The following is a 25,086-nucleotide window of genomic DNA, read 5'->3' on the forward strand; positions in this document are numbered from 1 at the left end:
ATCCGAAAGCGGAAGCGTGGATTTTCTACGGCGACGGCAAAGGGCATGTCCGCAAAACAGTTCTTGCCACCGGCCACGGTTTTCACGAAGGCAAGCTCGCCGACCTCGATGGCGATGGGGACCTCGACATTCTCAACAAGCCTTACAACTGGGAAGCGCCGCGCGTTGATGTGTGGCTAAACAATGGCACCGGCCCGCGCAAGCAGGCCGGCACCGGCGCAAGTTTCAAAGGACCACTGGGCCTTCAGCTTTACAGTCTGCGCCATCACTTCCAGAAGAACGTTCCGCTCGCGGTGGACCACGTGCAGAAGTTTGGTTTCACCGAGATTGAAGGCGGCGGCAACTATGGGTACGGCAACGAGCGTTTCAGCAAAATGCTCGAAGCGCACGGACTAAAAGTGATCAGCAGCTTCGTGGACTATAAAATACTGCGCGACGATCCCGACCGCGCGATTGCGAATGCAAAGGCGTTCGGCGCGCAGTACGTCGTCGTCGCCTGGATTCCCCACGACAAAGGGAAATTCAACGAGCAGAACTGTCGCGATGCGATCGCCATGTTCAACCAGGCCGGAGAAAAGTTGAAGAGCGCCGGGCTGCGCTTCGCGTATCATCTGCACGGCTTCGAGTTTCAACCTTACCAGGACGGCACGCTGTTCGATTTGATGGTTGCGGAAACGAAGCCAGAGCTCGTCACCTTCGAGATGGACGTGTTCTGGGTGGCGCATGGTGGCGCTGATCCGGTGAAGCTGATGCAGAAATACGGCAATCGGTTCGAGTTGATGCACGTGAAGGATTTGAAGAAGGGCGTCAAGGGCGACCTGACCGGCGGCTCGCCGGACGATTGGAGCGTGGCCATCGGTGACGGACAAGTGGACTGGCCGGCGCTTCTCCGCGAGTCCCAGCGCGCCGGGCTGAAGCACTATTTCATCGAAGATGAATCCGTCGAAGCCATCAACCAGATTCCGCGCAGCCTGCGTTATCTCGAAAGCGTGAAGTGGTAGAAACGAACACGAGAACGCTTCCCCTATAGGCCGTTTATGAGTGCCTTGCGGAAGCGAATTGGTCGCAACCGCTTTGCGGTTCGGGATGTTTGGCGGGATGATGACCAGAGGGATAACGGAACAACAGGCACAGTGTTTCGTTTCGCGAACGGCTCGTGCCTCACGGCCCTGGACTTCGGGACGGAATCTCGTTGAGATTCTCTTCGCCGCAGAGGCGACAAATGTTCGGAAGCGAGCAAAAGCTGTGACGTCTCGCTCTGAAACCTACATGGCTGCGAGTGCTGCTTGTAACCGGTCGAGAGATTCTTTGGCCAGCTTCTCGCCCACCTCTTCAGGATCAGGTGACTCCGAAGGTTCGTGATTCACGGGCTTGGGATAAAACCGTTTCCTGAAGTCGGCGACGGACCGAATTTCGCGTTTGTCGGCTTTCTCTTTGTTAGACCGTGTTTTCATAGCCTTTCTCTATAGCAAGAGTTTAGTCGTCTTGGAAGTAATTTGTCAAAAAGTGAGGGTTAAGTTCTGCCTTAAAGTAATGCTTACGCTTAATCCATACGAAACCATCCCCTTTGGACAGAACGGCGACATCTATTGGGCCACCAACGGTTTCAGCATCGAGAGAAAATTTACGTTTGAACGACGTGAGGCTGACAAGAGCTTCTGCCATCGCTGCCAACTCGTCTTTCGGAAGAACGCTGACAGTTGAAACAATCGGGTTAATCAGTGTCTCTTTTCGAAACTTTTCAAACGCTGCCCGAAACTTTTCTAAGATGTTTTTGCTAGCAGCCTCCGTTTTTTTCGCGGCTTTTGCCTTGGCTGACGTTGTCAGGTTCGGGATATGGTTTAACAAAATATTGGGATAATTGGCGAACACCTCATCAAGAAACTTGTCGAGTAATCCTTCCACCCCAGGATCCATCCCTTCCATAAAACTTCGAACCACTTCACTTTGAGCAAAGGGTATGATCGAAGCGGATGTCTTTGAACCAATTTGCACGTCGCGCTGCGACCGAAAGCGCAGCTTGTCTTCGATGACACCCTCCACGATGAACTCCTTCAGCCTGGGATAAATGTCCATTTCTCCGAAGCCGGCTATCACAACCCCTGAAGTTCCTCTTATTCGAAAACTGTCTCGGACAAAAAGCCAACCGGCCATCATATTGAGCTTTCTCTTATCTGGCGGACTCAAAGGCAATTTTTGGAAAACGCGGGCTTGGATTTCTCGCAGCGGCACTTTGAACTTTCGCAGCAATCGCGCCGCAAATTTTTCCGAGAATCCCTTCAGGATTTTCACCTCTTTCAGTTTGCCAAAGTGACTGTCAATTTCTGAGCGAACAATCTGACGAACTTGAGCAGTTGTGCACTTCCCAGATTTATCTAAAACATCTTTGACCTTAACTTTTATATCATCGTTGATACGACGGAATAACGCCGAAACAAGTCCCTGAAAATAGTCTCTTTGCTCCGATGCGGGAAAGAACGAACGATTTCCGTCGAGAAATCGTAGAAAGTCTCCGGCGTAACCTTCTAAGTGAGCAAAGCTTCGACAACCGAGCCGCTGCCGATAAACCTTGATGATTGTTTCCCACGGAACTTCCATGATTTGAGCGCTTCCATAAACCATGATTCCCACAGGGCGATGCTTGGAAAGCGTGAAGAGCTTATTGACTGTGTTGAAAATCTTCCGGCTGCGCTCACTACCTATCGTGACGGCACTGTCAGCTGCTAACGCAACCGCTGACTTGTTCAAGATAGCGATTTCGGCTGTCATCCTGTCAGTTCTTGTAACTGGTTTGAATCGTCTTTCGCAAGTGCGATAATATCGCCGTTCATCACTGCTGGCGCGATGTCAGGTCGTTCGCATCAGTTTTCCCGCCTTCGCCTTCACTGCGTCATCCATCTCGATGAGTGGCGGCGGAAGTTGGCTGAGTGTGGATGGTTGAGGGTTGAGCCACAGGAGTTTCTCCGTCGCGTCAATACCGGGTTTGCTGCCGGTGGTGATTTCACTCGTTGCGTGGTTGAGGTTCATGGTTTGATTCGCAAGGCGCGAAAGCGGTTTAACATTCCTCGCATCAGCGGCGCGAACACCCACGGGCATATCCGAGACATCCACCACGCCGCGCGGGAGGAGAACGGAAACACGATCAGTTCCTGATTGCGCGCGACTCCGCGCAGGATGCCTTTCGCCGCCTGGCCCGGCTCGATCGCCCAGCGCAAGGGAAGCTGGGCCAAATGGTCCTCCTTCCGCACGTTCCAATACACATTGTGTTCGCCCATGTTCGTTCGCACCAGGCCCGGACAGGCCACGCTCACCTTCACTCCCAACCCGGCCGCTTCCACGCGCAGTGACGTCGAGAAACCGATGATGGCCCATTTCGTGGTGCTGTACGCCGTGATAATCGGCGTCGGCATCAAACCGGTCATGGACGACATATTCACGATGTGCCCAAAGCCCTGGCGCAGCATCACGGCATACGCCGCCATCGTGCCATGCACCACGCCCAACAGGTTCACGTCCACCACGCGCCGGAAATCCGCAACGTTGCCATCACGAAGTTCGCCCACGATGGCGACCGCGGCGTTGTTGAACATGTAATCCAGTCGCCCGTGAGCAGCCACGATTTTACTCACCAGATGCTGGACTTCCGCCTCACGCGACACGTCCAACTGCGCCGCCTCGGCGCGCCCCCCGTGCTCTCGAATGGCTGCCGCGACTTCCTCCGCTTTACCAATATTGATGTCGGCGACAACGGCGAACGCGCCGTCAGAAGCAAGTTGTTCGCACAGGGCGCGGCCAATGCCGGACGCTCCGCCGGTCACGATCGCAACGCAATTGGCCAGTTCGTGCATTGGTGCAGTTAATCGTCAGTCCCCGAAAAGCGCAGTGATTTTCTTTCGTACGTTTCATTCAGCCCACGGATGTCACCAACGCGCGGCGGCTGGTGGGATCGGAACAGTTCCAATTCCACTTCCGGCGCCCTTAATTCATTGGCGGTTGCGGCCCATCCCTCCTGACGCACGCCGCGCGACAAATCGACGCCGGGTTTGTTCAAACTTACAGAAGTTTTTCCTCAAACTCTCGCGAGCGCTGCCGCCAACAACAGTGTATTTTTCGGAGGTTGCACGCCCGAGCAGGCGTGCAGGTAGCGACGGGAGAAAGGAATATCATGAAAACGAAACAGATTGTGGTTTGCATGGTAATGGCGGGTGGTTTCAGCGTCGGTGTTTTCAACGCTCTTGCGCTGCACGAAATCTCAGCTTCCGTGGAAATACGGGCGGAAGCTGACTTTTACGCGCCGCTGGAGGCGCAGGGCGTCTGGGTTGAAGTGGGCTCCTACGGTCGTTGCTGGCATCCCGCGCGTGTCGAAGCGGGCTGGCGGCCGTATGCCGTCGGCCACTGGGTGTGGACCGACGATTGCGGCTGGTACTGGGTCAGCGACGAACCCTGGGCGTGGGCCTGCTATCATTACGGGCGCTGGGTGTATGATCCGCGCGCCGGGTGGGTCTGGGTGCCGGGCGTCGAATGGGGGCCGGCATGGGTCGCGTGGCGCGTCGGCGGAGGCTATGTGGGCTGGGCGCCATTGCCGCCGCACGTTGAGTTCGGTCGCGGTGAAGTGATACTCGCCTCACGCGTGACGGTGGCGCCGGAACATTTCGTCTTTGTCGAGGCGAACCACTTCCATGATCGGATCACGCCCGCGTCCGTGATCGTAAACAACAAGACGGTCATCAGCAAAACGACGCTCCTCACCAACATCAAGCGGGCGGACCGGACTTTCTCCGGCACCGCACCTCAGCGGGTCGTGGTGAATGAAGGGCCCGGTTTGAGCGCCATGCAAAAGGCGACGGATCAAAAAATTCGCAAGGCGGAAATCCGCGAAATGGTCCGGCAGACGCCCGCCCCGGAGGCGGTGACCCGCCGGGGCCAGCCGGGACGCGGTCCGGAAGCGGCGCAGACTGCCGCAAGGCCGGAGAAGGAGCGAAATCAGGGTGGCAGGGACATCGCGCCTCCGCAGGGAAAATCTGCCAACGACGATGACTCCTCTGATCGCGAGAAAGGACACGGTGGAGACGGAGAAAAAGGAAAAGGGCGCGGGTCAAAGAAACGTTGACCCGAACCGCCAGTGAACGACGCGCGGAGCAACGCCAGCTCCGCGCGTTTTTTTTGCGATCGCGGCCCTGGATATCACAGTCCATCCTTGACCACGTCCGAAGCTGCCCCACTATCCCGGCGAACTTTCCCGCCTGAATTCGCAAACAGGAAGTGAAGTCCATTATGCGTATGAGAAACCTCTTTTGTGTTGTGGCGGCGATTTTGTCGGCAGTCGAACTCGCCGCGCAGCCGGCTCGTGTCGAACCGGTCCGCGGTCCCTTTTGGTCCGGCACCGTTCGCGGCAAAGGCCGGAATGAAATCCTTGCGGACAAAGGCATCGTGATCACGGTTGGCGCGGACAAACGCGCGTATGTTTGCTACGACACGGACCTGATGCGGCTGTCCCTGGTATGGACGGGAGACTTTCTCGAGTTCGGAAACACGCTTTCACGCATTGAATGGCCGCCCCCGCCCCAGGTGAAAGGCGATCCGCTCTTCGGCACGCGCCCGGGTCCGGGCTGGGCAAAGGACGGAGACTTCACCGACCCCCGTCGAGATCATCAGGGACCGTTGCCGAAAGACCGGGCGCATTATCGAGGACTCCATGTGCATGGCGACAACGTGATTTTGTCATACACGGTCGGCGACTGCGAGGTGCTCGAAATGCCGGGTGTCGAGAATACTGAAACGGGCGTCGTTTTCACGCGGACGTTCCAAGTCGGCAGATCGTCTGCTCCCCTGACGCTGCTGGTGGCGGAAGCCGGCCAGGCGGCGAAGAGCGACGGGAAATCCGGACCCGCAGCCGGGAACGTGGCTGTCCTGATGGATGCCGCGGGCGCGGGCGGCGGCGTGATCGCGGCAGGTCTGCGAGGGACGTTGGAAGGCGCGGCCTGGGAAAACGTGAACGGCCGGATTCATCTAAAACTTCCGCCGCTCAAAGATCCCGCCCGGTTTCAACTCGCCATCTGGCGCGGTCCGCAGAAAGACCTCACCCGGACGGCTACCGGTCTGATCACCCGAGGCCCCGCGGTGGACCTTGCGGGTTTCTGCAACGGCGGCCCGGCGCATTTTCCAGAACCGGCCGTGACGCGGGGTGTCCGCGGGACCGGTGACGGCCCTTATATCGCGGATACTCTGACCGAGCCGTATCCAAACCCGTGGAACGTCCATACGTTTTTCGGCGGTTTCGATTTTTTCGCCGACGGACGGGCGGCGACCTGCACATTTCACGGCGATGTTTTCATCGTGTCCGGGATTGACGATTCGCTGGAGAAGCTGACCTGGCGGCGCTTCGCCACCGGGATGTTTCAACCCCTTGGCTTGAAGATCGTCGATGACACCGTTTATGTGCTGGGCCGCGACCAGATCACGCGCCTGCACGATTTGAACCACGACGGCGAGGCCGATTTCTACGAGAACTTCAACAACGACGTCATTGTCACGCCGAATTATCACGAATTTGCGCTCGACCTGCACACCGACTCGAAAGGCAACTTTTATTTCGCCAAAGGCGCGCCCTGGGAGCCGGAGGTGACTTCGCCGCACCAGGGCTGCCTGTTCAAAGTCTCGAGGGACGGCGCAAAGTTCGAAGTGATTGCCACGGGATTCCGCGCGCCAAACGGAATGACCGTCGGTCCTCATGACGAGATCACCGTCAGCGACAACCAGGGCCATTGGATGCCCTCGAGCAAGTTGAATTGGATCCGGGAAGGCGGCTTTTATGGAATGACCCCCTCCGCGCATCGCGACCTCGAGCTGCGCCGCAACGGCACCAACTTCACCGCCAACCCGAGCGATCCGCGGGTTCGCGCGAAATATGGTTTCCGCGGCTGGGACGCCGATTCCCCCATTCCCGATCATTACGATCTGCCGTTCTGCTGGCTGCCCATGAGCATGGACAACTCCAGCGGCGGGCAGGTCTGGGTGACCGGCGACAAATGGGGACCGTTGAAGGACCATTTGCTCTTTATGTCCTACGGCAAATGCACGCTGTTCGAAGTCATGAAGGAGGACGTTGACGGCGTGACGCAAGGCGGCATGGTGCAACTGCCGTTGAAGTTTAATTCGGGTCTGATGCGCGGCCGGGTGAATCCGCGCGACGGCCAGGTCTATCTTTGCGGGTTGAAGGGCTGGCAGACGAGCGCGACACGGGACGGCGGATTTTACCGGGTCCGCTTCACCGGGAAACCCGTCCACCTGCCGTCAGCGCTTCACGCCATGAAAAACGGAATGGAAATCGCATTCGCCTCGCCGCTGGATGACAAGTCCGCGACGGATGCCCAGAACTACAGTGTCGAACAATGGAACTACCTGTGGACTGGCAACTATGGTTCTCCCGACTTTTCGGTAAGAAACCCGGCGGAGAAGAAGCACGACCGGCCCGAAGTCAAATCGGCACGGCTCTCCGCCGACAAGAAAACGGTGTTTCTGGAGATTCCGGATATCCGGCCGTGCGATCAGATGAAGATCCGGTTCAACATTGACGCCGCCGACGGCACGCCGGTTTCTCAGGAGATCTACAACACCATTTACAAGCTCGGACGGGAAAGGAAACTCGGCACAAACTGAAGTGCGGGCCGTGATGGATGTTCCGGGACGGAAAGGAATTCAATTCGTTGACCTCGCGAGCGGCAGAGAAGCCCCGCCGTTACTTTCCATCAAGCGCGCGCCAGAGATACCAGGCGGCGACGGAACGGAACGGACGCCAGCGCTCGCCGTGCTCAAGCAGCTCCGCCGGCTCCGGCAACCCTTTGCGTTTGTAAGTAACGGCAAAACCCTTGCGCACGCCAAAATCGGTCGCCGGAAGGACGTCCAGCCGCCCGAGCGTGAAAATCAGTAGCATCTCCACCGTCCACGGCCCGACGCCGCGAATGACCGTGAGCCGTTCGACGATCTCCTCGTTGCTCAGCCGGGCGATCACACGCGAGGAGGGAACAACCCCTTCGATTGTTTTTGCGGCGATGTCCTTCACGGCGGCGGTTTTTGCGCGCGACAGACCCGCGCCGCGCAGCCGCCGGTCCGGCGTCGCAAGCAAATCTTCCGGCGTGGGAAATGTCCGGTCAGGGTAAAGCGCGATGACACGATTCAGGATGGCGGTTGCGGCGGTCCCGTTGAGCTGTTGATGGGCGACCGCACGGACAAGCGAGCGAAAGGGCGTGTGGCGCCTGCGCGACTTCAACTCGCACGGGCCGACCTTGCGGATGAGGCGGGCCAGGACCTTGTCCGAGTTGACCAGATGTTCGATGGCTGTTTCGTGCATGGGATCCGCGTTAATCATCTGGCCAAAATCAGAATCTGAAGGTAACAACATTCGCCATGAAAAAATCACCCCTGGCGACACTTTTGTTTCTCGGAGCTTTGGCCGGCTGCTCGACAACCGGCGGCGGACAGTTGAAATCGCTTTTTAACGGACGCGATCTCACGGGTTGGGTGGCGATGTATGGCGGTGAATGGGCGGTTGAAGACGGCCTCCTCGTTGGTCGCAATGGCAGGGACTGGAGCACGAACCCGGAGAAAAGCGGCTCCTGGCTCCGCACAACCAAACAATACGGCGATTTCGTCCTCGAACTGGACTACGCCATCAACGACGGCGGCAACAGCGGCATCTTCATCCGTTCCGCCCTCGAAAAGAACCCCGCGTTTACCGGACACGAAATGCAAATCCTCGCCGACCACGGCCGCCAGCCGACCAAGGGCTCGGCGGGTTCGCTCTACGACGTCGTCCCCGCCAGGAAAAACATGTCGAAACCCGCCGGCGAATGGAACCATGTGCGCATTGAAACCCATGGACGACGAATTCAGATCAGTTGGAATGGCGAGCAGACCATCGATTACGAAACCGACCGCCTGACCCGGGGTTATATCGGTCTGCAAAACCACGATACAACATCGGTGGTCAAATTTCGGAATATCCGGATCCAGGAGCTGTGACGTTTTCGGCTTTCTACGGACGAGGAAGCCGCTCCCACCGCGATCGGTCTCAGGTGTCGGGCAGGCCGGACAACAAACCCATCAGTTGTTTCGCGAATTCAGCTCCGACACCTTTCTCCTCGTGTTTGAAGTAAACAAAGACATCGCGCAAACCTTTCCGGTTTTGCGCGATCTTTTCCGCCCAGCACGCAATGTCGGCGTCGCGATACCCCTCATCGCGCAGTCGGAAGTAACCAAAATCCGCGGTGAGCACGATGGGAGTGGCCATTCGCTCGCTGTCCGCGATGCACAGCGCCGCGTTCTTCGACTTGAACAGCGCGAACACTTCATCGTCGTGCCACGAACTGTGGCGAAACTCGAAGGCGACTCGAACGCCATGGGGCAGCGCTTCCATGAAATCGGCCAGAACCGGGATGTCCCTGGCGAAACCGGGCGGCAGTTGAAACAGCACAACACCGAGTTTGGAATTCAGGGCCGGCAACGTGTTGCAAAATGCGCCCAGCACTTTCTCACAGTCGCGCAACCGGCGGAAGTGAGTGATCTCCTGCGGCGCCTTCAGGGTGAACTTGAATTCCAGCGGCGTCGCGATGACCCAGCGCTCGAGAATTTCAACAGTGGGCATGCGGCGAAACGTGTAATTGATTTCCGTGGTTGGAAAGTGCTCCGCGTAATACGGCAGCATTTTGGAAATCGGAAGTTTGTCGGGATAGAAACTTCCCCGCCATTCCGGATATTGAAAACCCGAAGTGCCAACCCAAAGCATGGCGCGGACTGTAGCAGCGGCGTTCAAGTTTACCAGTGCGGGTTTGCATCTTCCGCCTTTTCTGCGCCCGGCCGATGCTCCAATCTCGCCGCATGAGTTGTCGTTCCTCGGTCCTGCGCCCGGTCGGGGCGCTGTGCCTGCTCGTCTGTTTTCCGGGCGCGCGACCGGCCGCGCACGCCGGATCAACGGTTGCAGACGCCCCGCAACGCCTGCCTCGGACGAACCTGATGGTTTTTCGAGGCACCAAAGGCGCCGTCCTGCCGGTCAAATCCGTTCGCGACTGGCAGAAACGACGGGCCGAAATCCTTCGCGCCATGCAAGAAATCATGGGACCGCTGCCGGAAAAACGGAAGCGCTGTCCTCTTGATGTGAAGATCGAAGAGGAGGTGGACTGCGGCGAATATGTGAGGCGCTTCCTTACTTATGTGTCCGAACCCGGCTCGCGCGTCCCGGCATATCTGCTGGTCCCAAAATCGGTGCTGGCCGGTAAAATCAAGGCACGAGGTGTTCTTTGCCTGCACCAGACCCATCGGCTCGGACAGAAGGTCGTCGTCGGTCTCGGCAACAGTCCGAACGACGAGTACGGCGTCGAGCTTGTGAAACGCGGTTACGTCTGCCTGGCTCCGCCGTACCCGCTACTGGCTGACTACAATCCCGATCTCAAAGCGCTCGGCTACCCGAGCGGCACGATGAAGGCGATCTGGGACAACATTCGCGGTCTGGACTTGCTGGAGTCACTGCCGTTCGTGAAGCGCGGCGCATTCGGCGTCATCGGACATTCGCTCGGCGGTCACAACGCCATCTTCACGGCGGTGTTCGACGAACGCATCAAGGTGATCGTCTCCAGTTGCGGCTTCGATTCCTTCGTTGACTATTACGGGGGCGATCCAGAGGTTTGGAAACCCGAACATGGCTGGTGCCAGACACGGTACATGCCCAGGCTCGCGAAATACGCGGGACGATTGGACGACCTTCCGTTCGATTTTACTGAACTCATCGGTGCGCTCGCGCCGCGAAACGTCTTCATCAACGCGCCGCTGGGCGATACAAATTTCAAATCGCGCAGCGTGGATGCCATTGCGAACGCCGCCCTGCCGGTTTTTGAGCTGTACCGTGCGCCGAAGAACCTCCGCGTTGAACATCCTGATTGCGGGCATTTATTTCCACGCGAGGTGCGGGCGATGGCTTACAAACTTTTCGACAACCATCTAAAATGAACGCGCCAATTCCCTCTGTGATGAACCGAATTGCTTCGACACCCGAACCGCCGTACTACGCGGTAGTTTTCACCTCGCAGCGCACTGAATCCGACGACGCGGGCTACGGCGAGATGGCCGCGCGCATGGTCGAACTGGCCGGCCAACAGCCCGGCTTCCTGGGCGTTGAATCCGTGCGTGACGCCGACGGCCTCGGCATCACCGTTTCGTATTGGAAAAGTCTCGACGCAATCAGGAACTGGAAACGGAACGAAGAACACCTCGTCGCACAGGCGAAGGGAAAGTCGGATTGGTATCAGCATTACCGGCTGCGGATTTGCAAAACGGAGCGGGAGTATGGACTCGAGCAACCGGTCGGAACCGCATCTTGACACGAATTGCGTAAATCAACGCAGGTTCGCATTTCTGGTTTAACTCGATTCATGCCGCTATAATTTGAGCAGCCTCTTCGTGTTCTCAAAGAGAATTTTTCTTTCGATGGCCTTGCTCGGCGCGAAGCGGCGAATCGCTGCGATGATCTGTGCGCCCTGACATTTCTCTCCTGAGCCGACCGTGTCTTCGCAATCGCTGCCAAAGACGAGTTTGTTCTGGTGTCGTTCCAGAAACCCGGGCGTGAACTCCGGGTCGCGCGTCAGCCCGTTCAACCCCGAGCCGGCCGAGCAATCGCCGAACATGTTCGGATAATCCGACAGGAGACGGTCGGTGATGCCCCCCGGCGTCACCCCGCCTTTCGGGTAAAGCACGGCCTGGTCTGCATGGTTCTTGTCGATGTTGGCCCACCAGGTCTGGGCGTGGCCGATGAAGTTCACCTTCGGATACTTCTCCAGAACCTTGTGAAACCGTTCGATGTGGAGGTTATACGTCTCGTGTTGGAAATGCAGCAGCACCGGCACGCCATGGGCCTGCGCGAGTTCAGCCACGCGCCCGATGTAAACCGAATCGCAGTCCACGCTGAACTTCTGCTCGCCAATACCGCGCGCGCCGAGCTTCAAATACTTCTCCATCTCCGCCTTTGCTTCGGGCAGGTCAGGCACTTCATTGGTGAAAAACAGAAACTCTTTTGGATGCCCCCGGGCCAGATTTACGACCGACTCGTTGCCGTAGCACTCGGCCTGGAGGCCGTTGGCCTTGCCCTCGAGCGTCGAGGAGCGAATCACGGTCGAGCCCGCCGGCAGCAACACCGTGAGCGACACGCCCATCGTCTTCTGGTGTCGGATCAAATCCTCATCCGAACGACCGTGGTAGTGCGTGTGTTGATGGATGTCGATGATCGGGTCAGCCTTCGCATCCCCCTCGGCCCCGACCAGACTCATTCGCGGGGCCAGCGTCAGTGTCGCGGACACGCCGATGAACCGGCGGCGGGACAGTTTCACTGGACAGGGCGCGGCCATCGCATGTGGTTTGGCGGGGAAAGGTTTGCCGGTTTTCTCCCGCAGTTCAAACTCGAATTGAGGTTCCCGGGATTTTATTGCTTCCGTGAAGCGCGTTTGTTGTCCCATCATCCGGTTGATGAAGCCTTGCAGCAAGTGGAGAGTCGCACTGGCATTGTTCCTGGTGTTCTCGCTCCGCGCTTTCGCCGCCGAACCGGAAGTGTCCGATCAGGATCTTCCCCGCGTCCCTCCGACCGAGCCGGACAACGCGTTGTCCACGTTCCAGGTCAAAAAGGGTTTCCGCCTCGAACTGGTCGCCGCCGAGCCGCTGGTCGTTGACCCGATTGCGATGTCGTTCGACGAAGATGGGAGGCTGTTCGTCGTCGAGATGCGCGATTATTCCGAGCGCCGAAACGAAACGCCGCACCTTGGCCGGATCCGCATGCTCGAAGACACGGACGGCGACGGCCGCTTCGACAAAAGCACGGTTTACGTGGACAAACTGCCGTGGCCGACTGCGGTGTTTTGCTACAACGGCGGCGTGTTCGTGGGCGCAACACCGGACATTCTTTATTGCAAGGACATGAACGGCGATGGCGTGGCGGACACGCGCGAGGTGGTTTTCACGGGCTTCGCCAGCGATTACGCGCCTTTCGAGACGAACCGCCTGAATGTCCAGGCCCTGATGAACTCGTTCAACTGGGGACTCGATAACCGCATCCACGGTTCCGCCAGCATGAGCGGCGGCAAGGTGGTTTGCGCCAGGCAACCCGGAAACGCACCGGTTGATTTGCGCGGCAAGGATTTCTCGTTTGATCCGCGTACGCTGGACTTCCGCGCTGAAAGCGGCGGCGGGCAGCACGGGATGAGCTTCGACAATCGCGGAAGAAAATTTGTCTGCAGCAACAGCGACCACATCCAGCTCGTGATGTATGAAGACCGCTACCTGGCGCGAAACCCTTATTTCACCATGCCCCCACCGCGCATGAGCATTGCGGCGGACGGGCCGGCAGCTGAAGTTTTCCGTATCAGCCCGGACGAACCGTGGCGCGTCATCCGTACACGCTGGCGCGTCACCGGTCTCGCGACCGGGCCGGTTGAAGGCGGCGGACGACCTTCGGGTTATTTCACCGGCGCAACGGGAGCGACGATCTATCGCGGCGATGCGTTCCCTGAAGATTACCGGGAGAACGCGTTTATCGCGGACTGCGGCAGCAATCTGGTTCATCGGAAAAAACTTTATCCGGACGGAGTCGGCCTCGTTGCGCGGCGGGCGGAGGACGAACAGAAAACCGAATTCCTCGCCAGCCGCGACAACTGGTTTCGCCCGGTGCAGTTCGCCAACGCGCCCGATGGGACGCTCTACATCGCGGACATGTACCGCGAAGTCATCGAGCATCCGTGGTCGCTGCCGGAGTCAATCAAGAAGCACCTTGATTTGAACAGCGGCAACGACCGTGGCCGCATTTACCGCGTTGTGCCCGAAGGTTTCAAACAGCCGAAGCTGCCGCATCTGAGCGACGCGACAACGCAGGAACTCGTCGCACTGTTGGAAAGTCCAAACGGCTGGCACCGCGACACCGCCGCACGCCTGCTTTGCGAACGACAGGACAAATCAGCTGTGTCGTCGCTGGAAAAACTGTTCAAAACATCCAAATCACCGCTGGCACGGATGCACGCGTTGTATGGGCTGGACGGGTTGGGAGCATTGTCGCAAACGCATCTTTTGAAAGCACTGAACGACCACGATGCTTTGGTGCGAGAGCACGCGGTGCGATTGACTGAGCAGTTTGCTCCGCGCACCGACGCCATTACGCGACCGCTTTGGAAAAAAGCCGCCTCGTTGTCCCGCGATCCCGATATTCGGGTGCGCTATCAACTTGCCTTCGCACTCGGTCAATCCAAGAACCCTGCAAGGATCAAGGCCCTCGCCGAAATCGCGCGTCACGACGCTGATGATCGTTGGATGCGGGCCGCCGTCCTGAATTCGTTGAAGTACGGCGCCGGCGAAATGTTCAGGGAGTTGATCGGCGACGCACGGTTTCGAGGCTCACACGGGGCGCCGGAATTCCTCCGGCAACTAGCCGGTGTCATCGGAACGAAGAATGACCCCGTGGACGTCGGAGCCGTGTTGAACGTTCTGGCGAACAACGCCGATTCCGACGTCGAGTTTCTCTCCGCCCGCGGGTTGGGCGACGGCCTGCGCAACGCCGGCAGTTCGCTGGGGGGCGTTGACGCAGCCGGAAAACTGAAGTCAATGTTCGCGCGCGCGGCAACGATGGCGGGGGATGCGAGAACCCCCGGGCGAACGCGAATTCAAGCAATCCAGTTGCTCGCTTTGACCAGCTTTGACCGGGCGGGAGGGACTCTGTCGTCATTGCTCGGCTCGGCTCAATCGGAGCCGGTCCAGGAGGCCGCGCTCGAAGCGCTGGGCAAGTTTGCCGATTCACGAGTCAGCGAAGCGGTGTTGACGAACTGGCACCGGCTCACCGCGCGCGTTCGCGGTGAGGGAGTGGCGGTGATGCTGACGCGACCGGAGAGAACACTGGCTTTATTCAAAGCCATTGAGCAACGAACCGTCTCACCATCGGAGGTTACCGCGCAACAGTTGCAGATGCTGCGAGGACACCGGGACCCGAGAATCCGCGAGCAAGCGATTCGATTGTTCGGCGCGAAGCCAACGGCCGGGCGTGATGAAGTCGTTAAGACGTTTCTACCCGCGTTGCAACTGCGCGGCGATCCAGTGAACGGCAAAAGGATTTATCTGGAACGTTGCGCAACCTGCCATCGCATTGGCAGTCAGGGCAACGCCGTCGGCCCTGACCTGATGACGGTCAAGACCGCGGGCAAGGCGACATTGCTGGTCAACATCCTCGATCCCAACCGCGAGGTGGCGCCGGGTTATTTGAACTACACGGTAGATACGAAGTCGGGCGAAAGTTTGTCCGGTCTGATCGCCAGCGAGTCGGCGACAAGCGTCACTTTGCGTGGCCCGAACGGAACGGGAACAGTCGTGCTACGTTCACAAATTGCGCGGCTGCAACCTTCCGGCCAGTCGCTGATGCCCGAAGGTCTCGAGGCCGGCCTCACCCCTCAGGACATGTCGGACCTGCTCGAATTCCTCGTTGTCGCGGACTACAGCGCCAGATAACTCAGCGCTCGCACCTCGCCGGCATATTGCAACAACAGCCGGTTTTTCTGCACAGAGATGCGCTGCGGAGCCTTGGGTTGGTAATATTGCCAGAGATACTTTCCGTCACCGGGATCGATCCGGTAAATCCGATGATGCACCGGCACATCGCTGTCGTCGCCGCCGGCGCGAATGACGTCCAGCCCGGAGATTCGCGCCTCCGTTACGTAAACGTACTTCCCGGAGATATAACAGTGATCGCCCAGATGGTCCGCCTTCCAAATCACCCTGCCCGACGCGGCGTCCACTTTCATGATCACCGGATAGGGTTTGTCCGCGATGCTGACCTCTTGCGAATACTGGATTGACTCGGGACTGGCTGAAGTTGTCGCCACGTAAAGATTTCCGTGGCTGTCGCGAACCACCTGGGAAATGCCCACGCTCGAGATGCGCCAGCGGACGTTTCCGGTGCGAACGTCAAACGCGGTCAACACACCCTTGTCAAACACGTACAAACTGCCGGCTTCCTCGACGCAGGGCGCGTTGCCACCGGAACCCGCCGAGTCCGCGACCGGAAAGCTCAACTTGCCCTCCCAAAGCTTTTGATTCTTTTTGTTGAAGACATGGATCGTCTTGCCTGCGGTCAGCGCGTCCACGGTCCTCTGCGGAAAAAGCAGGGGCGGGCCGGTCACGTTGCCGGTCCAATCGGGGGCGTCCGCCGGGGCCAGCCGGCGCAGCGTCACCTGATACAGGCTTTCGTTCTCGTAGCTGACGCCGCCGGTCCGTTCCCGCTGCATTTCGTTCAACATCTCGCCCGCCGCTTTCATGCTGTCGCGGGCCGAGAGAGTGCCGCTGTCGAGCGTGGATTTCGCGGGCGCAGCCTTCATCGCCTGGACTGCCACGAGGCGCTTCTCCAGAAGTGTGCTCTGTACCTGGACGACGTTGGCTCCCGCGGGCAGAAACTCCTTCGAGTCCGGCGCCAGGTCCGCCAGGTCCCCGTCGGCGGCGCCTGAAATGCGCATCTGGGCGGGGCGCGGGGTCCGAAGGCGGGGCGGGCCGGTCACGACGTCCGTTTTCACGGTACCAGACGGGAGCATGACGTGAGTGATGGATTTTTGTTTTGCCGAATCCTCGGTAATCACCATGATCGACGCGTCGGTGAAATCGACATCGCGGATGCGGTCCTTGATCGGCACTTCCGATTTCCTTTTTCCAGTCTGGTTTTCGAATCGCAGGATGCGGTCACCCGTTGAAACCCATACATCGTCGCCCACGATTTGGAATCGGGGCGGCGGCGCTTCAAAATCATCGTCACGAAACAATGCGGGCTGGCCTTTCAGTTGGGCTGGAGGCGGCGGGTTCTCCGCCGGCAAAGTCGTGGACCAGATTTCCTTTCCGTTGGCAACGTTCATCAACGCCAGTCTGTTCGCCCGCAACAGGAGCATTTCCCTGGTCGAGATCAGTTCCGCCTGGACCGGCCGGTCCGCTTTCGAGATTTTCAGTGAATAGAACGTGCGCGGCTTGCTCCCGACAAATACGTACCACCCGTAGGCGGCGAAGAGCAGCACCACCGCCGCGCCGATTCCCGCCAGCACGAGTTTAGTCTTCCGCCATTCCTGGGCACGGACGACAGATTTCTGCCCCGCATAAACCGGAATACGGATGCCACGCTGGTCGGCCTGACTCTGGCAATAGACCGAGCACACGTAACCAAATTGTTCCATGCATTTCGGACAGGTGGGCTTGCCGCAGACGTGGCAGGTACCCGTCGCCGGCTCCTGCGCGTGTTTGGGACAGAACAGGGCGCGGGCCGCTCCAGCCTCGGCGGCGGGGGCTGGCACGGATGGTGAAGGTGCGGCCGTGGGCGCGGAAGCAGCACCGGCGATGCGGATCGGCTGACGGACGGCCGTTGAAGCCGGTGCCGCTGGGACGAGCTGCTGTTGGATGGTCGCATTGGCGGCGTCTGTTTGGTCGGCGCCGCATGCCGGACAGTTGACGCGCACCGGCATCGCGCCGTTCACCGGTTCAACATCGAACGCGAAGCGGGTTTCGCACGGGCACTGGATTTTGATCCGCATGATTACGGTTTGGGATTCAACAGCGTCGCGCTCGCGGGTACGGCGATGGGCGCTGAAGCCCGGGACGGGCTGGATTGTATCTGGCCGTCGCAAAACATGAGGTTGCCGCCAAACCGATGATGGTTGTTGCCCGGTTTCTTTCCGTCAGCCGAGAATATCAACTGGCCGCTTTGCTTCGGGCGCGCGTCCACCAGTGCGTCCGACATCAGCAACTGATCAGCGCCGTCATTGATCGTCCGGCCCATGCAGTAGGCGTAGCTGATTTTTCGACGGGCGAACGGTTGAGCCTCCGGCAATTGCCTGTCCTTGCTGCCGGGGCAGATGAAAATCCCCGTGACGGATGTGTAGCGCGGAACCAGGAGACTGAGCGGCGCTTCCGAAGTGGCGGCGTTGGTTGCAATGGGAAACGAGCCGTTGTTGTCCGCCGCAAACATTTTCAAGGCGACGTAGATATGCTCCAGGTTCTGCCGGCAAAGGGCTTTCTGTCTCGCCTGATAGTGGCCCGATCCGGAAGTGAAATAGAGGCTGTAAAGGATCACGATGATGGCGACCGTGCAGAGCAGTTCGATCAGGCTGAATCCGTGGACCCCGGGGACGCAAACAGAGTTCGGCGCGGCAAGCTGAACCACAAACCTGGAACCGGGAATTCTCACCGGTAACGATGTCTATCATCGATGAGCGCAAAAGGCAATCCGAAGTGTGCGGAGGGCGAGCCAGCGTTTTCACAACGGGTCGCGGCGCAGTCTGAGCGTTTACAAAGTACTTCTGAGCGTGGTATGGATGGGACCCATGAACCGCTCCTCTGAACTCCCGCTTGTCCGTTTGTTGTCCGCGCTGGTCCTGGCGCTCCCCGGTCTGACCTCCGCCGGTCCCTACAAACCGCTGGCGTTGCACCCGGCGAACCCGCATTACTTCCTGTTTCGCGGCAAACCTGCGGTCCTGATTACCTCGGGGGAACATTACGGCGCGGTGTTAAACCTCGATTTCGATTACACAAGGTATCTTGATGCGCTGGCCAAAGACGGTTTGAACCTCACACGGACGTTTTCCGGCGCTTATGTCGAGCCCTTGGGCGCGTTCAACATCGCAAGCAACACGCTGGCGCCGTCGGCGGGCCGGTTCATCTGCCCGTGGGCACGGAGCGAGACGCCGGGTTATCCGAACGGCGGGAACAAGTTCGATCTCTCGAAATGGGACGAGACGTATTTCCGGCGGTTGAAGGACTTCGTCGCCCAGGCAAACCGGCGCGGCATCGTGGTCGAGATGAATTTGTTCTGCCCCATGTATGACGAGGCCCAATGGCGGCTCAGTCCGCAAAACGCCGCCAACAACGTCAATGGAATCGGCGGGGTCACCCGCACGAATGTCTATACGCTCGATGGGAACGGCGGCCTGCTCGCCGTGCAGGAGGCGGTGACCCGGAAAATTGTCGCGGAGCTGAACGGATTCGACAACGTTTATTACGAGATTTGCAACGAGCCTTACTTCGGCGGCGTGACCTTCGAATGGCAACATCACATCGCGGATGTCATTGAGGAAACCGAAAAGGGCCTGCCGAACCGGCATCTGATTTCGCAGAACATCGCGAACAACAAAGCGAAGGTCGTCAACCCGCATCCGGCGGTCTCGATTTTCAATTTCCATTACGCGTCACCTCCGGACACGGTCGCGATGAACTATCGCTTGAACAAAGTCATTGGCGACAACGAAACCGGTTTTCGCGGCACGAATGATCTGCCGTATCGGGTCGAAGCCTGGGAATTCATTCTCGCGGGCGGCGGATTGTTCAACAACCTCGACTACTCGTTCGTTGCCGGGCATGAAGACGGAACGTTTGTTTATCCGGCAAAACAGCCGGGAGGAGGCAATCCCGCTTTTCGCAGGCAGATGAAGGTGCTGCGCGACTTCATCAACAGCTTCGATTTTGTCAAGATGCAGCCGTTGTCGTCGGTGGTGACCAACAAGGCGTTCAATGGCGTCACCTCGCGGGTGCTGGCCGAACCGGGCAGGGCTTACGCGATTTACCTTGCGTCGGGCGGCGAAAAACCGGCCCCGCGTCAGGCGGTCATCGGGTTGGAACTCGCGGCGGGTACTTACCGCGCGGAATGGGTCGATCCATTGACCGGCGCGATTGGCAGGCGCGAAACCGTGAAGAGTAAAAAGGGCCTGGTCGTGCTTACCTCCCCTCCGTACCACGACGACATCGCGCTAAAGCTGGTCAAAAAGTGACGCGCTGCGTGGGGCGCTCCTCAGAACGGAGAGTGAAGTCGCCCGTCAATCACCCACCGTGACTGTCCACATCCCTCGTGGAGCGTTTGTCGTTCCGCTGCCGATGGTATCGGTGATCCTGAGCGTCTGCACATGGCCGTCGTGAAAAAGATAATTGAAGCGCTGGCCGTGAAGCCCGTAAGCAAACGATCCCCATGCGCGCCTCCCACCGCTCACAATCTGGTACGGGGTCTGGTCCCCGGAATTTGCGGGTCCGGTCGGGCCCATGCAGAATGAAGGCCAGTCGTTTCCGGCAATGTTGCCGCCCTCAGGTTGTTCCACGAGCAGGAGGGTCCCTGTCGGATCTTTCACGATGCTGCTTTTGTAACCGGGCGGATCCCACGGCGGCAGGGAGCCGTTGTTGTTCGCGATATAGACACCCACGCCGTGCGTCGGCGACGCCGGGATGGTGTTCGGTCCCACGATGTCGTCGCCGTTCATGGCATACGTTCTCCGCTGGGCGAACTTCGCCCATACGATGGTAATCTCGATTTTATCAGCGGGACATTTCAGAATCTTGGGAACAACCAGGGGATCCGCCAAAGCGCCCGAAGCACCCACCAGTAAATCCGCGTCCGAATCCGTGCCGCCGATGTTGCGGTGAATATAATCGTCCCACGATAACTGATATTGGTAATCGCCGGTCCTGAATGCTGTCGGCGGATACTGGTCATTGTGGTCCAGGACAAAAAGGTCGAAGCCAAGCCCAAGCTGTTTCATCTGGGACGTGCACTTCAACCTCTGCGCACGGGCCTTGGCGCTGGATAGCGCGGGGAGGAGCAAGGCGGCGAGGATGGCAATGATCGCGATGACGACCAACAGCTCAATCAGGGTGAACGCGCGCCGGAGGAAAGTTCGGCCGGAAGCCTGGCGATTCGCGTTCATATTCGACTCAACCTTCCGTCATTGCTTCACCAGAATCACCTGTACGGTCTTCGCGTCAATTGCAAATTTCTGGCCGGCCGGCGCCTGCGGCATGTCTTTCACGTACCCAGCCGCGACCACTTCACTGAAAGTCTTTGGCAGGCGCTGGTGTTCGAAACTGTATTTGCGCAGAGCCTGGGTCAAATTGCCCAGCGTTGCGGCCAGGTCGGCCGCGGGCATATCCGAACGCGGAACCGACGCAGGCGTTTGCTCCGCCGCCGGCGCTCCGGCGGCTGTCGGCGCAGGTTCCGTTGACGAAGCCGGGGCTGGGGAAGCGGTTTCCGGGCGTTTCCCGCAACCCGTGAAGGCAAAAGCAACGATCAATGCCAAAACCAGGAGAGGTGTCATGCCGTTAAGCAAATCAGACCCGCGGAAAAAAACAAGCAGCCTGTCGGCTGGCGCAATCAGGAGCCGGGCTAATTTTCTTTCGCGCACCCCGTCGCGATGATAAGGGATTGCTGTGTGCCGTGGCGTCACCAGCCGTATGACGATGACATCGCCGGTCAATGGCGCGAAGGTGCATCGGCCTCGTTGGATATGAAAATAAAGAAGTCTGGCAAACTTGATGTCCACCCACGTCACGGCGACCTGCGAACGGGCCGCTTGCCAACGCTGAATCCAAACGGGCATTGAAATGAACCCGACCATTCCCTTCCCGCGCATGTTTGCGGTGCGCCAGAAGTTCCCCACATCGCCGCCGCTGGACGTTGCCGCGACGATCCGGCGCGAATTCATGGCGCGAAATCTCCTGTCGAACTTGAGGCCGGGCGCGCAGATTGCAGTGGCCGTCGGCAGTCGGGGCATCAGCAACGTCAAAGAAATTGTCGCTTCAGTGCTGGGCGTGTTGAAAGCTTCCGGCGCAAGCCCATTCATCCTGCCGGCGATGGGCAGCCACGGCGGAGCGACCCCCGAAGGCCAGACGGCCATACTCGAAAGCTACGGCATCACCGGACAAAGCATGGGCGTTCCGATTCACGCGTCGATGGAGGTCGAGCGCATCGGGCAAACCGCTGAGGGTGTGGAAGTGGTATGCAGTGTGGAGGCGCTGCGCTCGGACGGCATCGTGCTCGTCAACCGGGTCAAGCCGCACACGGATTTTCAGGGCGCACTGGGCAGCGGAGTGATGAAGATGAGCGTCATCGGTCTCGGCAAACGGGCGGGCGCCGCGGCCTGTCACGCCGCGGCATCGCGCCTCGGCTACGAGCACACTCTCCGCTCCATCGCGCGCGTCATGCTGCGCAACGCGCCGATACTTTGCGGCGTGGCGATTGTCGAAAACCAGTTCCACGATACCGCCCGCATCGCGGTGCTGGAATGCGACGAGATCGAAGAACGTGAAAAGGGATTGCTCGAGGAAGCGCGACGGCTCATGCCGCGGCTGCCGTTCGACGGTATTGACCTGCTGATCGTGGATCGCATCGGCAAAAACATCAGCGGCTCCGGCATGGACCCGAACGTGACGGGCCGCTGGGTGCACGGCTACTCGACTTCGCTCGGTTCCGACAATCCGGCGAGCCCGATGATTCGACGCATTTTCGTGCGCGATCTCACGCCGGAAACCCACGGCAATGCCATCGGCATCGGCTTCGCCGACCTCACCACGACGCGACTGGTTGAAGCGATGGACAAGCCGGTGACCTATATCAACGCGTTGACCTCGCTCACACCGAACGGGGCGAAGATTCCCATTCATTTCGTCACCGACCGCGAGTGCATTGCCCACGCGCTGACGTCGCTCGCGATTCCCGACACGCGTCGGGCGAAAGTCGTGCGCGTCGCGGACACACTGTCCCTGGCAACCCTGGAGGTGTCGGAAGCTTACTCGAACGAGGTCAAACAACGCACGGATTTGGAAGCGCTTGAAGAGCCTCGCGAAATGCGGCTCGATGCAACCAACGATCTCGAAGAGTAGAAACAGATCAAAGAATTCCCACTCAACAACCGTGTCATATCCGGAAGAGGGCGTAACCATGGCACCCAGAAAGACTTTTTTATCGTTTTCCGGATATTTGTTGCAGATGAAGCAGGGCACGGACAACGCGATGCCGGGCGTCATGAAGCGGAGAATTTGATAGAGCTGCCGCGATCCATGTCCTCCAGCAACCGTCCGCGGCTCACCGAGCCGGTCAAAACTGGTCCACGGCCACGACGCGCAGGATTTCTTCCAGTGGGGTCTGGCCCGCCAGCACGCGACGCAACCCCATCTGAAAGAGGGTTTGCATCCCTTGTTGAATGGCGACCTGTTGCAACGAGCGGGTCGGCAGCTTTTGCAGAATTGCGTCCCGGACCACTTCGTCCACAACGAGCATCTCAGTTACCGCCGTGCGGCCGGAGAACCCGGTCTCCAGACACTCCTTGCAGCCCACACCGCGCCGGAAGGTGGCGGCCTCGACCGCTTCGGGCGGCAGCAAGCGCATCAGGCCTTGTTCGGGCTGATAAGGCTGCGCGCAATACGCGCAGTTTTTGCGGATCAGACGAAGGCCAATCACGCCAATGATGCTGGAGGACAGCAAAAAGGGTTCAATGTCCATGTTGATCAGGCGCGCGAAAACGCCGGCGGTGCTGCCGCTGTGGATCGTGCTGATCACCAGATGACCAGTGAGACCGGCCTGCACGGCGATGGCGGCCGTTTCCGGATCGCGGATTTCGCCGATCATGATGACCTGAGGGTCCTGGCGCATCAGCGAGCGAAGAGCAACCGGGTAGGTGAATTCCTTATGCGGGTTGATCTGCGCCTGGCTGACCATGGGCAGGTTGAATTCCACCGGATCCTCGACCGTGCTGAGGCTGATGCTCGGTCCGGAGCGTTGCACGAGATGGTAAAGTGCGGCGTAAATGGCGGTGGTCTTGCCGGAGCCGGTCGGCCCGGTGAGCAAAATCAATCCGCTCGGCCGGGCCAGGAGCTTGATGAACCTTTGAAGCGTGTCGTCCTCGAAACCGAGGCCGCCCAGGTCGAAGCTGCGGTTGCTGGGGTCGAAAATGCGGATGACGATTTTTTCGCCGCGCACGGTGGGGAAAACGTTGATACGGAGTTCGACGCCGCCAAGTTCGGGATTGGCCGGCGCGTGGCCTTCCTGCGGGAGGTCGGCTTGATAAGAAATCAGGCTGGCCATTACCTTGAGCCGGCCCGAAATCTTCTCCATCAAATCGAGCGGCAGGTGGACAAGCTCGTTGAGCACCCCATTGAGGCGGATGCGCACGACAAGCGTGCTCTCCCAGGGCTCAATGTGGATGTCGCTGGCGCCTGCCTTGATGGCGTCGATGAGCAGATAATTGACCAGCGCGCCGATTTCGACGGCCCCTTCGGCGACTGACTGCAGATAGCGAGTAGTCTGGTTCACACGTATCCCTGGTTCTCTTTGGCGGCTGAACGGTCAGCATCTTAGCGGCTATTCGGGGTGTGGCCAGTCCGAAATTGGGCAAAATACGCTCCAGAGCGTGCTGCAACAATATGCAGACATGGCGGTTGGACGCTGCGCCTGTTTTCCATCGCGTTCTCCATATTTCATCAAAAACGGGCATCACAACACCCCAAATCGGGTCGAAGAACCATTTCGCGATTGACCCGGCAAAATGAAACACCTACAAAGAATTCCAACACGTCAGCCACGACCAACAGCCAAGTTCCGCTACATCTATGCCCGAACGACTTCGTTGCGCGGTAATTGGAACCGGCGGTTTCGGCCACGATCATCTCAACAGCCTTCTGCATTGTCCTCGCGCCACCGCAGTGGCCGTCGCTGAAACGAACCCTGAACGGCTCAAGGAGGCGGCGGATCGTTACAAAATCTCCCGCGCCTACGCCGACTACCACGATCTGCTTGATCAGCCTGATATTGACGCCGTGACGATCGCAGTGCCGAACCATCTTCATGCGCGCCTGGCCATTGACGCATTGCAGGCGCGCAAGCATGTACTGCTGGAAAAACCAATGGCCACGAACGCCCGTGACGCGGCCAGGATTATCGAAGCGGCGAAAAAAACTCGGCGAACGCTCATGGTCGCCCAGAATTTCCGTTTCAACCGCCACACCCAGGTTGCGAAAGCGATCGTCGAACGCGGCGATCTTGGGGAAGTCTATCACGCGCGGTGCTTCTGGCTGTGGCGGAGCAATATTCCGCGCATCGGCTCGTGGTTCACTCAAAAGCAATTCTCCGGCGGCGGCTGCACGGCTGACCTCGGTGTGCACATGCTCGACACCTGCCTCCACCTGCTCGGCGAGTTCGACGTGAAGTCGGTATCGGCGCAAACCTTCGCCAAGTTCGGACCGCGCGGCCTGGGCGAGACCGACTGGGGCAAGGGCGCCATCGACCCC

At 59.0% G+C, this 25,086-nt stretch carries 22 protein-coding genes; 10 read left to right on the forward strand and 12 right to left on the reverse strand.

Annotation, left to right across the window (positions count from 1 at the left end; all coding sequences use genetic code 11):
* On the forward strand, positions 1 to 1,001 hold a 1,001-nt coding region (locus tag VN887_08075), incomplete at its 5' end, for a sugar phosphate isomerase/epimerase (protein ID HXT39964.1).
* A 264-nt stretch (positions 1,002 to 1,265) separates the two neighbouring features.
* Here VN887_08075 and VN887_08080 read toward each other — a convergent pair.
* The 4 genes from VN887_08080 to VN887_08095 all read right to left on the reverse strand — a co-directional run bounded on the left by VN887_08080 (position 1,266) and on the right by VN887_08095 (position 3,848).
* Entirely contained in the window at positions 1,266 to 1,454 is a 189-nt protein-coding gene (locus VN887_08080) for a hypothetical protein (protein ID HXT39965.1), read from the reverse strand.
* Between the two features lie 22 nt (positions 1,455 to 1,476).
* Positions 1,477 to 2,769, reverse strand: a complete 1,293-nt coding sequence (locus VN887_08085; protein HXT39966.1) for a hypothetical protein — start codon at positions 2,767 to 2,769, stop codon at positions 1,477 to 1,479.
* A 78-nt stretch (positions 2,770 to 2,847) separates the two neighbouring features.
* Entirely contained in the window at positions 2,848 to 3,027 is a 180-nt protein-coding gene (locus VN887_08090) for a hypothetical protein (protein ID HXT39967.1), read from the reverse strand.
* The gene (locus VN887_08095) at positions 3,024 to 3,848 is read right to left on the reverse strand and encodes an SDR family oxidoreductase (GenBank protein HXT39968.1); all 825 of its coding nucleotides are present in this window, start codon (positions 3,846 to 3,848) and stop codon (positions 3,024 to 3,026) included. The genes VN887_08090 and VN887_08095 overlap by 4 nt, the downstream gene beginning before the upstream one ends.
* Before the next feature lie 317 nt (positions 3,849 to 4,165).
* Between VN887_08095 and VN887_08100 the strand changes: the two genes are divergently transcribed.
* Positions 4,166 to 5,110, forward strand: coding sequence for a DUF6600 domain-containing protein (locus VN887_08100; GenBank protein HXT39969.1), 945 nt, complete (start codon positions 4,166 to 4,168; stop codon positions 5,108 to 5,110).
* Between the two features lie 170 nt (positions 5,111 to 5,280).
* On the forward strand, positions 5,281 to 7,659 hold the full coding sequence (locus tag VN887_08105) for a DUF6797 domain-containing protein (GenBank protein HXT39970.1): 2,379 nt from the start codon (positions 5,281 to 5,283) through the stop codon (positions 7,657 to 7,659).
* A 79-nt stretch (positions 7,660 to 7,738) separates the two neighbouring features.
* On the opposite strand, the gene VN887_08110 is transcribed toward VN887_08105, so the two are convergent.
* Entirely contained in the window at positions 7,739 to 8,350 is a 612-nt protein-coding gene (locus VN887_08110) for a DNA-3-methyladenine glycosylase (GenBank protein ID HXT39971.1), read from the reverse strand.
* A gap of 56 nt (positions 8,351 to 8,406) precedes the next feature.
* Here VN887_08110 and VN887_08115 point away from each other — a divergent pair, with 56 nt between their 5' ends.
* Entirely contained in the window at positions 8,407 to 9,021 is a 615-nt protein-coding gene (locus VN887_08115; protein HXT39972.1) for a DUF1080 domain-containing protein, read from the forward strand.
* 49 nt (positions 9,022 to 9,070) lie between these two features.
* Here VN887_08115 and VN887_08120 read toward each other — a convergent pair whose 3' ends face one another.
* Entirely contained in the window at positions 9,071 to 9,784 is a 714-nt protein-coding gene (locus tag VN887_08120) for a DUF72 domain-containing protein (GenBank protein HXT39973.1), read from the reverse strand.
* Positions 9,785 to 9,876: 92 nt separating this feature from the next.
* On the opposite strand from VN887_08120, the gene VN887_08125 reads away from it, so the two are divergent.
* Positions 9,877 to 11,001 (forward strand): alpha/beta hydrolase, encoded by a 1,125-nt coding sequence (locus tag VN887_08125; protein HXT39974.1) that lies wholly within the window; start codon positions 9,877 to 9,879, stop codon positions 10,999 to 11,001.
* A gap of 20 nt (positions 11,002 to 11,021) precedes the next feature.
* Positions 11,022 to 11,372 (forward strand): antibiotic biosynthesis monooxygenase, encoded by a 351-nt coding sequence (locus VN887_08130; GenBank protein ID HXT39975.1) that lies wholly within the window; start codon positions 11,022 to 11,024, stop codon positions 11,370 to 11,372.
* A 57-nt stretch (positions 11,373 to 11,429) separates the two neighbouring features.
* On the opposite strand, the gene VN887_08135 is transcribed toward VN887_08130, so the two are convergent.
* Positions 11,430 to 12,374, reverse strand: coding sequence for an amidohydrolase family protein (locus VN887_08135; GenBank protein ID HXT39976.1), 945 nt, complete (start codon positions 12,372 to 12,374; stop codon positions 11,430 to 11,432).
* Positions 12,375 to 12,510: 136 nt separating this feature from the next.
* Here VN887_08135 and VN887_08140 point away from each other — a divergent pair, with 136 nt between their 5' ends.
* On the forward strand, positions 12,511 to 15,522 hold the full coding sequence (locus tag VN887_08140; protein ID HXT39977.1) for a PVC-type heme-binding CxxCH protein: 3,012 nt from the start codon (positions 12,511 to 12,513) through the stop codon (positions 15,520 to 15,522).
* Here the strand turns inward: VN887_08140 and VN887_08145 are convergent.
* Positions 15,507 to 17,579, reverse strand: coding sequence for a PQQ-binding-like beta-propeller repeat protein (locus tag VN887_08145; protein HXT39978.1), 2,073 nt, complete (start codon positions 17,577 to 17,579; stop codon positions 15,507 to 15,509). The two genes, VN887_08140 and VN887_08145, sit on opposite strands and share 16 nt — an antisense overlap.
* Before the next feature lie 2 nt (positions 17,580 to 17,581).
* The gene (locus tag VN887_08150) at positions 17,582 to 18,232 is read right to left on the reverse strand and encodes a type II secretion system protein (protein ID HXT39979.1); all 651 of its coding nucleotides are present in this window, start codon (positions 18,230 to 18,232) and stop codon (positions 17,582 to 17,584) included.
* Positions 18,233 to 18,368: 136 nt separating this feature from the next.
* On the opposite strand from VN887_08150, the gene VN887_08155 reads away from it, so the two are divergent.
* The gene (locus VN887_08155) at positions 18,369 to 19,808 is read left to right on the forward strand and encodes a cellulase family glycosylhydrolase (protein HXT39980.1); all 1,440 of its coding nucleotides are present in this window, start codon (positions 18,369 to 18,371) and stop codon (positions 19,806 to 19,808) included.
* A 45-nt stretch (positions 19,809 to 19,853) separates the two neighbouring features.
* Here VN887_08155 and VN887_08160 read toward each other — a convergent pair whose 3' ends face one another.
* Complete coding sequence (locus VN887_08160; protein ID HXT39981.1) at positions 19,854 to 20,732, reverse strand: prepilin-type N-terminal cleavage/methylation domain-containing protein; 879 nt, start codon at positions 20,730 to 20,732, stop codon at positions 19,854 to 19,856.
* 18 nt (positions 20,733 to 20,750) lie between these two features.
* Positions 20,751 to 21,401: a hypothetical protein gene (locus tag VN887_08165; GenBank protein ID HXT39982.1), complete on the reverse strand. Its 651-nt coding sequence runs from the start codon at positions 21,399 to 21,401 to the stop codon at positions 20,751 to 20,753.
* Positions 21,402 to 21,405: 4 nt separating this feature from the next.
* On the opposite strand from VN887_08165, the gene VN887_08170 reads away from it, so the two are divergent.
* Positions 21,406 to 22,683 carry a lactate racemase domain-containing protein gene (locus VN887_08170; GenBank protein ID HXT39983.1) on the forward strand — a complete coding sequence of 426 codons (1,278 nt, stop codon included), beginning with the start codon at positions 21,406 to 21,408 and terminating at the stop codon, positions 22,681 to 22,683.
* A 214-nt stretch (positions 22,684 to 22,897) separates the two neighbouring features.
* On the opposite strand, the gene VN887_08175 is transcribed toward VN887_08170, so the two are convergent.
* Complete coding sequence (locus tag VN887_08175) at positions 22,898 to 24,112, reverse strand: GspE/PulE family protein (GenBank protein ID HXT39984.1); 1,215 nt, start codon at positions 24,110 to 24,112, stop codon at positions 22,898 to 22,900.
* Positions 24,113 to 24,408: 296 nt separating this feature from the next.
* Between VN887_08175 and VN887_08180 the strand changes: the two genes are divergently transcribed.
* The coding region (locus VN887_08180) for a Gfo/Idh/MocA family oxidoreductase (GenBank protein ID HXT39985.1) at positions 24,409 to 25,086 on the forward strand (678 nt) is incomplete at its 3' end.

It is taken from the genome of Candidatus Angelobacter sp., assembly GCA_035607015.1.
Taxonomy (GTDB): Bacteria; Verrucomicrobiota; Verrucomicrobiia; order Limisphaerales; family AV2; genus AV2.